Origin of the sequence: Paraburkholderia sp. IMGN_8 (genome assembly GCF_038050405.1) — a bacterium.
Classification (GTDB): domain Bacteria; phylum Pseudomonadota; class Gammaproteobacteria; order Burkholderiales; family Burkholderiaceae; genus Paraburkholderia.
On record NZ_CP150901.1, the window covers coordinates 577,289 to 590,767 of the forward strand.

The window sequence follows — 13,479 nt, forward strand, 5'->3', positions numbered from 1 at the left end:
GAACAAATCGTTTGTGGTGCCGCTAATGTGCCGATAAATTTGCGGCATGACAGTTCTTCTAGCGAGTATGAAATGAGCTCACAGCACAAGTCGTCGTTTCAATGGGATGATCCGTTGCTGCTCGACCAGCAATTGACGGAAGAAGAGCGCCTCGTGCGCGAATCGGCGTATGTGTATTGCCAGGAACGTCTTGCACCGCGCGTGCTCGAAGCCTTTCGTCGCGAGTCCACCGACCCGGCGATCTTTCGCGAGATGGGCGAGCTCGGATTGCTCGGCGCGACGATCCCTGAAACCTACGGCGGCGCCGGTCTCAACTACGTCTGCTACGGCCTGGTCGCGCGCGAAGTGGAGCGCGTCGATTCCGGTTACCGCTCGATGATGAGCGTGCAATCGTCGCTCGTCATGGTGCCGATCAACGAGTTCGGCAATGAAACGACGCGGCAGAAATATCTGCCCAAACTCGCGAGAGGCGAATGGATCGGTTGCTTCGGCTTGACCGAGCCGAATCACGGGTCCGATCCGGGCAGCATGATGACTCGCGCGAAAAAGGTCGACGGCGGATATCTGCTGACGGGCAGCAAGATGTGGATCACGAACAGCCCGATCGCCGATGTGTTCGTCGTCTGGGCGAAAGACGATGAAGGCGCGATCCGCGGCTTCGTGCTCGAGAAAGGCTGGAAGGGACTGTCGGCGCCGGCTATTCACGGCAAGGTCGGTCTGCGCGCGTCGATCACGGGCGAGATCGTGATGGATGAAGTGTTCTGCCCGGAAGAGAACGCGTTTCCTGAAGTGCGGGGTCTCAAGGGGCCGTTCACTTGCCTGAACAGCGCGCGCTACGGTATTGCATGGGGCGCGTTGGGCGCGGCGGAAGACTGCTGGCATCGTGCGCGTCAGTATGTTCTCGATCGCAAGCAGTTCGGCAGGCCGCTCGCGGCGAACCAGTTGGTCCAGAAGAAGCTCGCCGACATGCAGACGGAAATCACGCTGGGTTTGCAGGGGTGTTTGCGCCTCGGCCGCATAAAGGACGAAGGCACTGCCGCAGTCGAGATCACCTCCATCATGAAGCGCAACTCTTGCGGCAAGGCACTCGATATCGCCCGTGTCGCGCGTGACATGCTCGGTGGCAATGGCATCAGCGACGAGTTCGGCATTGCGCGTCATCTCGTGAATCTGGAGGTGGTCAACACCTATGAAGGCACGCACGATATTCATGCGCTGATTCTTGGTCGCGCCATCACCGGCATTGCAGCTTTCTGACCGCTCATGAACGAGACTTTCCAACAAGGAGCGCTCGAGGGTCTGCGAGTACTCGATCTTTCACGCGTGCTGGCCGGTCCATGGGCGAGCCAACTGCTGGCCGACCTCGGCGCGGATGTGGTCAAGGTCGAACGGCCGGGCAAGGGTGATGATACGCGCGCCTGGGGGCCGCCGTGGCTGAACGATGCCGACGATGAGTCGACGGGCGAGTCCGCTTATTACCTGTGCGCGAATCGCAACAAGCGCTCTATCACGATCGATCTGAGCCAGCCGGATGGGCAGCGTCTTGTGAAGCAACTGGCCAGCAAGGCGGATGTGCTGATCGAGAACTTCAAGGTCGGCGGACTTGGTCAATACGGTCTGGATTACGCGAGCCTGAAGGAAGTGAATCCTCGCCTGATCTACTGCTCGATCACGGGATTCGGGCAGACCGGACCGTATGCGGAGCGTGCCGGTTACGACTTCCTGATCCAGGGCATGGGCGGGCTCATGAGCCTCACCGGGCGCGCGGATGGCACGGAAGGCGAAGGGCCGCTCAAGGTCGGCGTCGCGCTGACGGACGTCATGACGGGGCTGTATGCGACCGTGGCGATTCTCGCTGCACTCGCCCGGCGCGAGCGGTCCGGCGAAGGACAGCACATCGACCTTGCGCTGCTGGACGTGCAGATCGCCTGTCTTGCGAATCAGGCGGCGAATTACCTTGTCGGCGGCGTGATACCTCGACGTATTGGGAATGCGCATCCGAACATTGTCCCGTATCAGGAATTCCCGACGGCGGACGGCTACATGATTCTCGCGGTCGGCAACGACAGTCAGTTCGCTAGTCTGTGCGCTGCACTTGGCAAACCGGAATGGAGCAGGGACGAACGTTACTCGACCAATCCGCAGCGGGTGAAGAACAGGGACGAACTCGTCGCAATGATCCACGCTGCCACGGTGTGCCGTCCGACGAAGGAATGGATTGCCGTGATGGAAGCGGCAGGCGTGCCATGCGGTCCGATCAACGATCTCGAAGATGTGTTCTCGGACCCGCATATTCAGGCCCGCAATGTGCGCATTGAAATGCCGCATCCGTTGGCGAAGCAGGTGGCGCTGGTCGCGAATCCCATCCGCATGTCGGAATCGCCCGTGCAATACCGTCAATCTCCGCCGACGTTGGGGCAGCACACCGGCGAAGTGCTTCGCGACTGGCTCGAGATGGGCGAAGCGGAGATCGATGATTTACGCCGCACGAAGCTTCTGTAGTTGCGGGCGCGTTCTGCTACTTAGTACGGCGGTGGCGTAGTCAGATTGGAACATTGATAAATGAATCTCCCCGAAATCAGCGGCCCGCGCGAATCGATGGAATACGACGTCGTGATCGTCGGCGGCGGCCCGGCCGGGCTGTCCGCAGCGATCCGCCTGAAGCAGCGCGCGGCTGAAAAAGGCGTGGAAACTGGTGTCTGCGTACTGGAAAAAGGCTCGGAGATCGGGGCTCACATCCTCTCGGGCGCGGTGATGGATCTGCGCGCGATTACCGAACTGATCCCGGACTGGAAGGAAAAAGGCGCGCCGCTGACCGTGGACGTGACCGAAGACCGCTTCCTGTTCCTCACCGAGACCGGTTCGAAGAGCGTGCCGGTCTGGGCGTTGCCGGACAACTTCAAGAATCACGGCAATTACGTGATCAGCCTCGCGAACGTGACGCGCTGGCTCGGTCAGCAGGCCGAAGCCGCGGGGGTGGAGATTTTCCCGGGCTTTCCGGCCGCCGAAGTGCTCTACCACGACGACGGCTCGGTCAAGGGCGTGGCGACCGGCAATCTGGGCATCGGCAAGGACGGCCAGCCGACTGAGAACTTCCAGCTCGGCATGGAGCTGCACGCGAAATACACGCTGTTCTGCGAAGGCGCGCGTGGGCACCTGGGCCGCCAGCTGAACGACCGGTTCAGGCTGCGCGAAGGCGTCGATCCGCAGGTCTACGGGATCGGCATCAAAGAACTGTGGGAAATCGATCCGTCGAAGCACAAGCCGGGTCTGGTGATGCACACGGCCGGCTGGCCGCTGGAGAACGATACGTACGGCGGCTCGTTCCTGTACCACATGGACAACAACCAGGTGGTGGTGGGTTTTGTCGTGGGTCTCGGCTACACCAATCCGTATCTGTCGCCATTCGAGGAATTCCAGCGCTACAAGACGCATCCGGCGATCCGCGCGATTCTGGAAGGCGGCAAGCGGGTGTCGTATGGCGCGCGGGCGATCACCGCGGGCGGCCTGATGTCGCTGCCGAAGCTGGTGTTCCCGGGCGGTGCGCTGGTCGGCGACGACGCGGGCTTCCTGAACGCGTCGCGGATCAAGGGTTCGCACGCGGCCATCAAGACGGGGATGCTGGCGGCTGAAGCGGCGTTCGATGCGGTGCAGGCCGGGCGTCAGGCGGATGAACTGGTGGCGTATCCGGAAGCGTTCAGGGCGTCGTGGCTGCACAGCGAGCTGCATCGGGCGCGCAACTTCAAGCAGTGGATGAGCAAGGGCCTGTACCTCGGTACGCTGATGGTCGGCATCGAGCAGAAGGTGCTCGGCGGCAATGTGCCATGGACGCTGCATCACCAGCATTCCGATCACGAGATGCTGAAGCCCGCGTCGCAGTGCAAGCCGATTGTTTATCCGAAGCCCGATGGCAAGCTGACGTTTGACCGGTTGTCGTCGGTGTTCATCTCGAACACGAATCATGAGGAAAACCAGCCGGCGCACCTGACGCTCAAAGATCCTTCGGTGCCGGTGAACGTGAACTGGCAGACCTATGCCGGTCCGGAAGCGCGGTATTGCCCCGCGGCGGTGTATGAGTTCGTCAGGAACGACGACGGCAGCGAGCGGTTGGTCATCAACGCGCAGAACTGCGTGCACTGCAAGACCTGTGATATCAAGGATCCCACCCAGAATATCGTTTGGGTCACGCCTGAGGGCGGCGGTGGGCCTAATTATCCGAACATGTGATTGAAGAGCGACATGCAAACAATTGGAATCATAGGCGCGGGGCAAATGGGAAGCGGCATCGCGCTGGTATGTGCAATAGCCGGCCTCGACGTGATCGTCACGGATCTCGATGAACATGCAGTGAAACGCAGCATCGAAAGCATCGCGGCGAATCTCGGGCGGATGGTATCGAAGGGGAAAACGACTTCAGCCGAAGCAGCGTCGGCGTTGGAACGAATCAAGGGAAGCACTCTGTTGACTGTGCTTGCCGAATGCGACTTCGTGATCGAGGCGGCGACGGAAAATGTTCAGATCAAAGAGCAGATTCTGAGGAAGCTGGATGCCATCGTGCGGCCGAATGCAATCATCGCGACCAATACTTCATCGGTGTCCGTCACGAGGCTCGGTGCGACGCTCAATGACCCGAGCCGCTTCACGGGGATGCACTTTTTCAACCCCGTTCCGTTGATGGCGCTCGTCGAAGTGATTCGCGGGCTTCAAACTAGCGACGTCACGTTCGATGCGACCGTCGGCCTTGCAAAACGTATCGGGAAGACCGCGATTTGCGTGAAGAATTCCCCAGGCTTCGTGGTCAATCGCATTCTGATACCGATGATTAATGAAGCGATTTTCGTGCTTCACGAAGGCCACGCGAGCGCCGCAGAGATCGACGAGGGCATGAAGCTGGGCGCCAATCATCCGATCGGACCGCTGGCGCTGGCGGACCTCATCGGACTCGATACGATGCTCGCGATCATGGACGTGTTGTACCGCGACTTCAACGATTCGAAATATCGTCCGGCGCCTTTGCTCAAGGAAATGGTGGACGCGGGCTATCTTGGACGAAAGAGTGGACAGGGTTTTTATACCTATCCTTAACGCTGAGGCAAAACATCTTGAAGATCATTGTCGCTGTGAAGAGAGTAGTTGATTACAACGTGAAGGTGCGCGTGAGGTCGGACAACACGGGCGTCGACATCGCGAATGTGAAGATGTCGATGAATCCGTTCGACGAAATCGCGGTGGAAGAAGCGGTGCGTCTGAAGGAAGCGGGCGTGGCGACCGAGGTGATCGCTGTTTCTTGTGGGGTCACGCAATCGCAGGAAACGCTGCGCACGGCGCTGGCGATCGGCGCGGACCGCGCGATCCTGATCGAATCGAACGAAGAGCTGCAGCCGCTGGCCGTGGCCAAGCTGCTGAAGGCGCTGGTCGACAGGGAACAGCCGCAGCTGATCATCCTCGGCAAGCAGGCCATCGACGACGATTCGAACCAGACCGGCCAGATGCTCGCCGCGCTGGCTAACCTGCCGCAAGCCACCTTCGCCTCGAAGGTTGTCGTGGCGGACGGCAAGGCGACCGTGTCGCGTGAAGTGGATGGCGGCGCCGAAACGCTGTCGCTGACGCTGCCCGCTGTGGTCACGACCGACCTGCGCCTGAACGAGCCGCGCTACGTGACGCTGCCGAACATCATGAAGGCGAAGAAGAAGCCGCTGGACACGATCAGGCCCGAAGACCTCGGCGTTGAGGTGACGCCGCGCCTGAAGACGCTGAAAGTCGCCGAGCCGCCGAAGCGCTCCGCCGGTGTGATGGTGCCGGATGTGAAGACGCTGGTCGAGAAGCTGAAGACTGAAGCCAGGGTGCTTTAAGTAACACGCGGAGACGGAACAAATGACGAATCTGGTTAATCTTGTAATAGCAGAACATGACAGTGTGTCGATCAAGGCCGCGACGCTGAACACGATTGCAGCGGCGCAGAAGATCGGCGGTGACATTCACGTGCTGGTGGCCGGTCACAACGCGCAGGCCGCGGCGGATGCGGCCGCGAAGATCGCGGGCGTCAGCAAGGTGCTGCTGGCCGACGCGCCGCAACTCGAAGCGGGTCTCGCGGAAAACGTCGAGGCGACGGTGCTGACGCTTGTGCAAGACCCGGCGACGGACTACTCGCACATCCTCGCGTCGGCCACCGCCTACGGCAAGAACATCGCCCCGCGTATCGCCGCGAAGCTCGACGTCGCACAGATCAGCGACATCACCGCAGTGGACAGCGCCGACACGTTCGAACGCCCGATCTACGCGGGCAACGCGATTGCTACGGTGCAATCGGCTGATCCGATCAAGGTCATCACGGTGCGCACGACGGGCTTCGACGCGGTCGCAGCCGTTGGTGGCAGCGCCACGGTCGAGAAGATCGCAGCCGCGGCAGACACAGGCATCTCGCAGTTCGTCAGCCGTGAAGTGACGAAGCTGGACCGTCCGGAGCTGACGTCGGCGAAGATCATCGTCTCGGGTGGCCGCGGTCTCGGCAACGGCGAGAACTACACCAAGGTGCTGGAGCCGCTGGCCGACAAGCTGAACGCAGCGCTGGGCGCATCGCGTGCGGCGGTCGATGCGGGCTTCGTGCCGAACGACTATCAGGTCGGCCAGACCGGCAAGATCGTCGCGCCGCAACTGTACGTGGCCGTCGGCATTTCGGGGGCAATCCAGCACCTCGCAGGCATGAAGGACTCGAAGGTGATCGTGGCGATCAACAAGGACCCGGAAGCGCCGATTTTCAGCGTCGCCGACTACGGCCTGGTCGACGATCTGTTCACGTCAGTGCCCGAGCTTATCGAGCGAATTTCCGAACATCAACGTTAGGCGCAACCGTAATGCCGCTCCGTCAAGCCGTGGCCCCGCGCATCGAAGCACGTACCGATGTCTTCGTCGGCGGACCCGGTTTGCGTGTGCTGCCTCGCATAATAAGTGTCGCCGGCGAGATCGACGTGTACGGCGAAACGGTGCCCGAATTCTGCCGGACGTGATGGACGAACCACAGCCCGCACGCGGTGGCGAGATCGTGTACGGGAAGTCCCACGGTGGTCAATCCAGGTCCCCACCACCGGAAGCCGAGTTCGTCGCCGAATCCAACGACCGACAGGTCGTCCGGAGCGCGCACTCCCTGAGCCAGCAGTTCTTCCAGGATGCCCTGGGTCATCTGGACCGAACCCGCGACGATTGCCGTCGGAGGCTTGGGCAACGACAGCAGCCGGCGGGTTGCGTTAGCGCCGAAATCGACCTCGCTCGGCGCGCCCAGTTGCACAAGGGCGGGTTCGCCTGATGCAACGCCGGTCAGTGCCTTGTGATAACCCTTCAGGCGCGCGGAACCCGTAGGCAGATCGTCGGTGCCGCCGATATAGCCGATTCGGCGATGGCCGAGCTGCACGAGGTGACTGGTCGCCTCGAAGATGGCCTGCGTATCGTCAATTCCGAACCACTGATCCCCGATCGCCGCATGCTTGCGCAGCAGTTGCACGTGTGGCGACAATTTGAGCAACCGGACTGTTTCCCGATGAGGCTTCGCGGTCGGCACGATGATGATCCCCGCGACATTCGCGCTCGCCAGTTCACGAACGCTCTGCAACTCGACCATCCGGTCATCGTCGGTTTCCGACAGGGCCAGTTGATAACCGGCTGCCTGCAGGCATTTCGACAGAGCATGGGCGATGGTCGCGTAGAAGCCGTTCCTGATGTCCGGCAGGACGAGGCCCACGAGGTTGCTCGAAACGCCTCGCATCATGCGTGCCGCGAGATTGGCCACATAACCCATTTCATCTGCGACCTGAGCCACCTTCTGTTTGGTGGCTGCGCTGATGCGCGGGTCGTCGGCAAGCGCCCGTCCTACCGTCGACGGAGAGACTTGCAGGCGAGCGGCGATGTCTTTGATGGTGACCATTGAGTGTTATCCGTGAACAGGATTTTTTATAACGATAGCACAACGGCGTAGCTCGTATAGGCCGAGCCGTGCTCCAAGGATCAGCGCGTTTTCCCTCTGAAGTTACCGGTTGTAAATGCTAACGTGAGCTCGTTTGCATAGCCAGATTTATTTGACGCCCGGAAAAACGCCCATTATCATTATGCTAACGTTAGCGCATCAGAAGAACCGGGCGCGTCGGTAATCGCGGCGGCCAGCGTCGAAGTCGATTCGCCATTGGCCGGCTAGGCGGGGAGAGGAGGCGGAAGCCATGTTTGAAGAGGGATCCTTGCGGTTCCATGTCGAAAAGTGGTTTGGGCGAACAGCCATTTCGTCATTGGAGGTGAGCCGCGTCAGGCCCGCGAAGCTGGGAAGAAATAGATGTGTCCAGGTCGTGTCGTCGCAATCGGAGAACCGCGTGACGATATTTTTCTTCCAGCACGGCGACGGTCGATGGAGCGTCTTTCCGCCGCCGACCCGTCGCGCCACGCTGACGTTCTCAAACCGCTAACAACACGCAGCATCGAATTTCGCTTCAGTATCGCGGCCTGCATCGACAGGACCGGCGACTTAATAAACGCAATACAAAGGAGACACCACGATGAATGCCCCTCGGCATGACGTTCGCTATGAACGCGGGACACTTGCGCTGCTCGGCATTGGGTTTGGACTGGTCGGCTTCGACCGCTGGCTGCTCGCTCCGCTGTTTCCGCACATCATGCACGACCTGGGGCTGAACTATTCGCAACTGGGCAGCCTCGTGGGAATACTGGGCGTCGCGTGGGGCCTTTGGTCAATCGCCATGGGACCGCTTGCAGACCGCATCGGCCGGAAGAAGATTCTTGTGACGACGATGATCGCCTTCTCGGTGTTGTCGAGTCTTTCCGGATTGGCGACAGGCTTTCTCAGCCTGCTGCTGTTGCGCGCCGCAATGGGCGTCGCCGAGGGCGCATTCACGCCGGCGAGCATCGCCGCGAATAGCGAGGCTTCGCTGCCGGCGCGCCGCGGACTCAATCAGGGCATACAGATCAGCATGATCCCTTTAATGGGTCTCGGCTTCGCGCCTATCGTCGCCACGCAATTGCTTGAGATCGTCCCAAACTGGCATTGGGTGTTCACGCTGTCGGCCGTGCCCGGCTTCATCGTTGCAGCGCTGATCTGGCGCTGCGTGCGTGATCGCGATACGCCCACGGTCCACACGTCGCGGGAACCGGTCGATCGGCCGCGCTGGACTGAGCTCTTTGCAAGCCGCAACGTCGCGGTCGCCACCCTCGCCATTCTTTGCGCAATGAGCGGGATATTCGTGATTGGCGCGATGGTGCCGACGTACCTGGTTTCAGTTGTTCATCTCGACATGCGGAGCATGGGATTCGTCGCGTCGGCAGTGGGATTCGGCGGCTTTATTGGGTGTTTTGCGCTTGCCGGTCTCTCGGACTTCATCGGACGCCGTCCGACTGCCTTGATCGGGTTTGTCTGTGCGGCCGCTCTTTTGTATCTGTTTTCGTGCACGGGTCCCAATCCGACGATGCTGTTCATTCTGCTGTTCGGTGTCGCGATGTTCTCGATGGGTCTGTTGAGCCTGCTCAGTGGTCCGATCGCGACAGAGGCCGCACCCGTCGGACTCATTGCATCGACGATCGGTTTCGTGTCGGGCGTGGGCGAGACGTTTGGCGGCGGGGTTGCGCCGGTCATCGCAGGTTTCATCGCCCAGCATTTCGGCCTTGCACGTACGCTCGATTTCGCGCTTTACAGCCTGGCCACCGGAGCAGTGGTCGCGTTCTTCCTCATCGAAACCGCGCCGCGCAAGCGCCGTGATGGAGCGGCACAGGCGCAGCCGGCCGCGGACGGCATCGGCGGTGTCATCGCGCGTAACGGCGACGCATGAGCTCGCGTTCGAGAAACACACACGCTCGCTAACACCAATACGACTACTGCCATGCTTCCAGTACTTGTCAACGTTTCATTCGCCCATTGCACGCCGTTTCCAGCGTTGTCTACCGATACGCATGCACTTGCGTTGGCCTATTGGGCGCCTGTGGGCTTGCGCGGGGCGGACTGCATCGGGACCTTCTTGCATGAGTGGGACGCAAACGCGGCTTTGCTAAAGCAGATCTCCGACGATCCCGCGACTGCTGACGGAATCACAAAGCATGGCATGCCGCTTTCGAGCTTTCGCATGCATGCTCCAGTCGCACCACGCCAAGTCTATTGCACGATCGGCAATTACCGCAGCCAACTCCTGCAAGCCGCTCTCGATGCGGACGACGGACCGGATGGTCCCGGCGCCGCCGGACGCCGCACTGCCTTGCTGAATTCCGTTGAAACGCGGCGCCGCGATGGCGCTCCATACATCTGTCTAAAAGGTCCTGCCTACGTTTCAGGACCGAATGATTTGCTGCCTGTTTCGCGCGATCTCAAGACGCTCGACTGGGAAGTGGAGATTGGTGTCGTGATCGGCAAAAGCGCAGTACATGTCCGCGCCGAAGATGCGCTCGACTGCATTGCCGGCTATTGTGTCGTCAATGACATCACGTTGCGCGAGCGGGTATTTCGTCAGGACGCACCCGCGTTGGGCACGGACTGGCTGCAATCGAAATCGCGGCCGGGCTGGCTTCCTGCCGGACCGTGGATGGTTCCCGCATGGAATATCGCCGATGCACAACAGCTCAGGTTATGGCTTCGTCTGAACGGATCCTTGATGCAGGACGGAGTAGCCAGCGACATGATCTTCAGCATTAGCGAGCAGATTGCCTATCTTTCGAACTTCACGCGGCTCGAGCCCGGCGACCTGATTTGCACCGGTGCGCCAGCCGGCCTCGGCACCCACTATGGACGCTACTTGCGCCCCGGCGATGTCGTCGAAGCGGGCATTGATGGTCTCGGTTCGCAGCGATTGACGTGTACCGAGGTTTAAGTACTTCTTAACCTGAAACTTCGTAGTTTGCAGAAACCAACAACATGGATTTCAAAGAGGAGATCATCGTGCATAAATGTTCACGACAATGGGTCGCAGCGTTGCTCATATCGGCCATGCCGCTTGCGGCGCAAGCACAGGGGGTGGCGGCGAGCGCCCCCGTACAGTCGCAGCCCGACATGACGCCGGCTTCGGCGAGCAAGGCTGACAGCAAGGCACAGAAGCAGGCGCTCAAGGCGCAATGCAAGGCCGAGAGAAAACAGGCGCGTCAGGTGAGGAATGCGGAATTGCAGAACCTTCAGCGCAACGGCTATGGACCGCAGGCAGCGCCTGACCAGTATCCCGAGAACCTGTTGAATGCCGAGCGCAAGTCCGCGCCTCAGAAGACAGCGCCGGCAGTGCCCGCATCTTCGAATTGATCGACTCGGTTGGACGAACCATAAAGGAGTTGAAATGGAAAGGAGACAATACACGTCCATCGCGAAGATCCTCCACTGGACGATGGCGCTGGCGATCATTTGCGCATGGATTGCGGGGTACTACTCCAGCACGCTGAGCCTTGCGCAGAAGATTCAAACTGACAGCATCATGCTGCACAAGTCGATCGCGACGATTACGCTGTTCCTGCTGGCGGCGCGGATTCCATGGCGGCTCACGCACGGGGCGCCCGCGGCGTCATGCGGAGTGCCATCGCTGGAGCGCGCCGCAGCGCGCGTTGGGCACTTGCTTCTCTACTTATGCATGCTTGCGCTGCCATTGTCGGGATGGCTCTGGAGTTCGGCGGCGGGATTCAAGATTCCGGTGGCCGGCCTGTTTTTCTTGCCGCCATTGATGGATAAGACGCCTGCGCTTGTACCCATCTTCAAACAGGTGCACATCTACCTCGCGTATGCCATCGCTATTCTGGTTTGCGGACATGTATTGATGGCGTTGAAGCACTACTTTGTGGATCGCAGCGATTCTCTCGAGTCGATGTTGCCGTCCTGCTTTGTCCGCCGGCGCGATGGCAGCGAGCAGAAAGAGCGTATCTGGCCGGTATGAAAGACTCGAAGGTGATCGTCGCGATCAACGAGGACCCGGAAGCGCCGATTTTTAGCGTCGCCGATTATGGTCTGGTGGGCGACCTGTTCACGGTCGTGCCGGAGTTCGAGGCAATTCTGTCTTAAGTATACGTCGAGGGGAAAGTCCAAGTCGGATGAGGTGACACGTGAGCAATTTGGATGATATGAGGCATGTCAGAGCGGCGGCGGCTTTAGCCGCTAACGCCGAAGATGCCTCCATTTGGCGGTGGTTACGTCGCCACGGATAGCAGCTTCGATAAAGCCATCCGGATCGCGAGGGAAACCGTAAAATCAAAGAAGACCATATCGCAGCGCCCAGCGCGGAGCAGACGCGCCGCTTGATCCAGATGGTCGTTTCAGCCGCAGGAAAGCTCTGAGGCCGTTTCCGAGCTTAGGCTACATTTGGACGTGCCGCGGTTAATCTCTTCGGCGGATGTCATCCGTACCGTGGCAGATACCGCCACTGGACTGCCAGCGTCCGGTCTGCGAACGGCGGATTCAAGCAGCCGTTGAGCTTAATTTCTCGACGGGCGGCTCCGGCCAGACAGCGGACCGTCGCACGACGACGGTCGCCGGCGCAGAAGCGGTGCGCGGCCCTACGCGATATAAAGACGAAATCGCTTGACGTAGCGCTGCTTAAAAGCAGTGTTCCGGCGCAGGGAAGCGATTGTCCTTCACTGCCTTGATATAGGCGCGGATCGCTCCTTCGATGCTCGACTGCCCGTCCATGAAGTTACGCACGAAGCGAGCGGTCTTGCCGGGGAACACGCCCAACATGTCGTGCATCACAAGCACTTGCCCCGAACAGTCCGGACCGGCGCCAATACCGATGGTCGGGATGTCTAGCATCTCCGTCACCTCCTTGCCCAGTGAGGTCGGGATGGCCTCAAGAAGGAGGAGAGATGCGCCTGCCGCCTGCAGTGCCATAGCATCGGCTTTCAATTGCTCTGCGTCTTCCGTTTTTTTGCCCTGTACCTTGAACCCGCCGAGTCGATGCACGGATTGCGGCGTCAGGCCCAGATGAGCGAAAACTGGTACGCCACGCTCGGTGAGAAATTTCACGGTATCGACCAGCCAGGCGCCTCCTTCGAGTTTGACCATATGCGCACCTGCCTGCATGAGTTTCACTGCATTGTCGAATGCGGACTGCGGAGTTGCATAGGTACCGAATGGCATGTCAGCGGCCACCAATGCAGATCGGTTCCCTCGGGTGACGGACGCTGTGTGATAAGCAATATCCGCAAGCGTGACCGGCAATGTCGTGCTGTGCCCCTGCAACACATTGCCGAGCGAATCCCCCACTAGCAGCACATCAACACCGCAGCGGTCCATCAGCGATGCGAAGCTGGCGTCGTAACAGGTCAGCATCACAATCTTTTCGCCCGCACTTTTCATGTTCAATAGTGAAGGCGCAGTGACCGCTTTGCTGCGCACGGTGCTCTCGCCTTCTTGAAGATATCCCGACATATTCACTACCCGATGTTAAAAAAGTTCACACTTGTCGCGTGTTGGCCGAGCTTCCAAAGAGCAGGTCGGGCTCATGCCACGTTCGACTGGGTTCAAGTTGC

General features: G+C 60.1%; 12 protein-coding genes and 1 pseudogene. 11 read left to right on the plus strand and 2 right to left on the minus strand.

Annotated features, from left to right (window positions below):
- Positions 1–72 precede the first annotated feature (72 nt).
- From WN982_RS23855 to WN982_RS23880, 6 genes are read left to right on the plus strand one after another with little or no spacing between them, the layout of a single operon-like run.
- Complete coding sequence (locus WN982_RS23855; RefSeq protein WP_341318132.1) at positions 73–1,257, plus strand: acyl-CoA dehydrogenase; 1,185 nt, start codon at positions 73–75, stop codon at positions 1,255–1,257.
- 6 nt (positions 1,258–1,263) lie between these two features.
- Positions 1,264–2,502: a CaiB/BaiF CoA-transferase family protein gene (locus tag WN982_RS23860; RefSeq protein WP_341318133.1), complete on the plus strand. Its 1,239-nt coding sequence runs from the start codon at positions 1,264–1,266 to the stop codon at positions 2,500–2,502.
- A 60-nt stretch (positions 2,503–2,562) separates the two neighbouring features.
- Positions 2,563–4,227 (plus strand): electron transfer flavoprotein-ubiquinone oxidoreductase, encoded by a 1,665-nt coding sequence (locus WN982_RS23865; RefSeq protein WP_341318134.1) that lies wholly within the window; start codon positions 2,563–2,565, stop codon positions 4,225–4,227.
- Positions 4,228–4,239: 12 nt separating this feature from the next.
- Positions 4,240–5,085 (plus strand): 3-hydroxybutyryl-CoA dehydrogenase, encoded by an 846-nt coding sequence (locus WN982_RS23870; protein ID WP_341318135.1) that lies wholly within the window; start codon positions 4,240–4,242, stop codon positions 5,083–5,085.
- A 17-nt stretch (positions 5,086–5,102) separates the two neighbouring features.
- The gene (locus WN982_RS23875; RefSeq protein ID WP_341318136.1) at positions 5,103–5,852 is read left to right on the plus strand and encodes an electron transfer flavoprotein subunit beta/FixA family protein; all 750 of its coding nucleotides are present in this window, start codon (positions 5,103–5,105) and stop codon (positions 5,850–5,852) included.
- A gap of 31 nt (positions 5,853–5,883) precedes the next feature.
- The gene (locus tag WN982_RS23880) at positions 5,884–6,843 is read left to right on the plus strand and encodes an FAD-binding protein (RefSeq protein ID WP_341319395.1); all 960 of its coding nucleotides are present in this window, start codon (positions 5,884–5,886) and stop codon (positions 6,841–6,843) included.
- A 22-nt stretch (positions 6,844–6,865) separates the two neighbouring features.
- On the opposite strand, the gene WN982_RS23885 is transcribed toward WN982_RS23880, so the two are convergent.
- The gene (locus WN982_RS23885; protein WP_341318137.1) at positions 6,866–7,918 is read right to left on the minus strand and encodes a LacI family DNA-binding transcriptional regulator; all 1,053 of its coding nucleotides are present in this window, start codon (positions 7,916–7,918) and stop codon (positions 6,866–6,868) included.
- Between the two features lie 619 nt (positions 7,919–8,537).
- Here WN982_RS23885 and WN982_RS23890 point away from each other — a divergent pair.
- The 5 genes and pseudogenes from WN982_RS23890 to WN982_RS23910 form a co-directional block, all read left to right on the plus strand.
- Positions 8,538–9,821 (plus strand): MFS transporter, encoded by a 1,284-nt coding sequence (locus WN982_RS23890; RefSeq protein WP_341318138.1) that lies wholly within the window; start codon positions 8,538–8,540, stop codon positions 9,819–9,821.
- Between the two features lie 291 nt (positions 9,822–10,112).
- A complete protein-coding gene (locus tag WN982_RS23895) occupies positions 10,113–10,850 on the plus strand; it encodes a fumarylacetoacetate hydrolase family protein (protein ID WP_341318139.1) in 738 nt (245 codons plus the stop codon).
- Between the two features lie 68 nt (positions 10,851–10,918).
- Positions 10,919–11,269 (plus strand): hypothetical protein, encoded by a 351-nt coding sequence (locus tag WN982_RS23900; protein WP_341318140.1) that lies wholly within the window; start codon positions 10,919–10,921, stop codon positions 11,267–11,269.
- Positions 11,270–11,303: 34 nt separating this feature from the next.
- Positions 11,304–11,891: a cytochrome b gene (locus WN982_RS23905; protein WP_341318141.1), complete on the plus strand. Its 588-nt coding sequence runs from the start codon at positions 11,304–11,306 to the stop codon at positions 11,889–11,891.
- Positions 11,876–12,016 (plus strand): annotated as a pseudogene (locus WN982_RS23910) (electron transfer flavoprotein subunit alpha/FixB family protein); the annotation flags it as partial. The gene WN982_RS23905 and the pseudogene WN982_RS23910, both read left to right, overlap by 16 nt.
- Before the next feature lie 531 nt (positions 12,017–12,547).
- On the opposite strand, the gene panB reads toward WN982_RS23910, so the two are convergent.
- Positions 12,548–13,378 carry a 3-methyl-2-oxobutanoate hydroxymethyltransferase gene (gene panB, locus WN982_RS23915; RefSeq protein WP_341318142.1) on the minus strand — a complete coding sequence of 277 codons (831 nt, stop codon included), beginning with the start codon at positions 13,376–13,378 and terminating at the stop codon, positions 12,548–12,550.
- Positions 13,379–13,479: the final 101 nt, after the last annotated feature.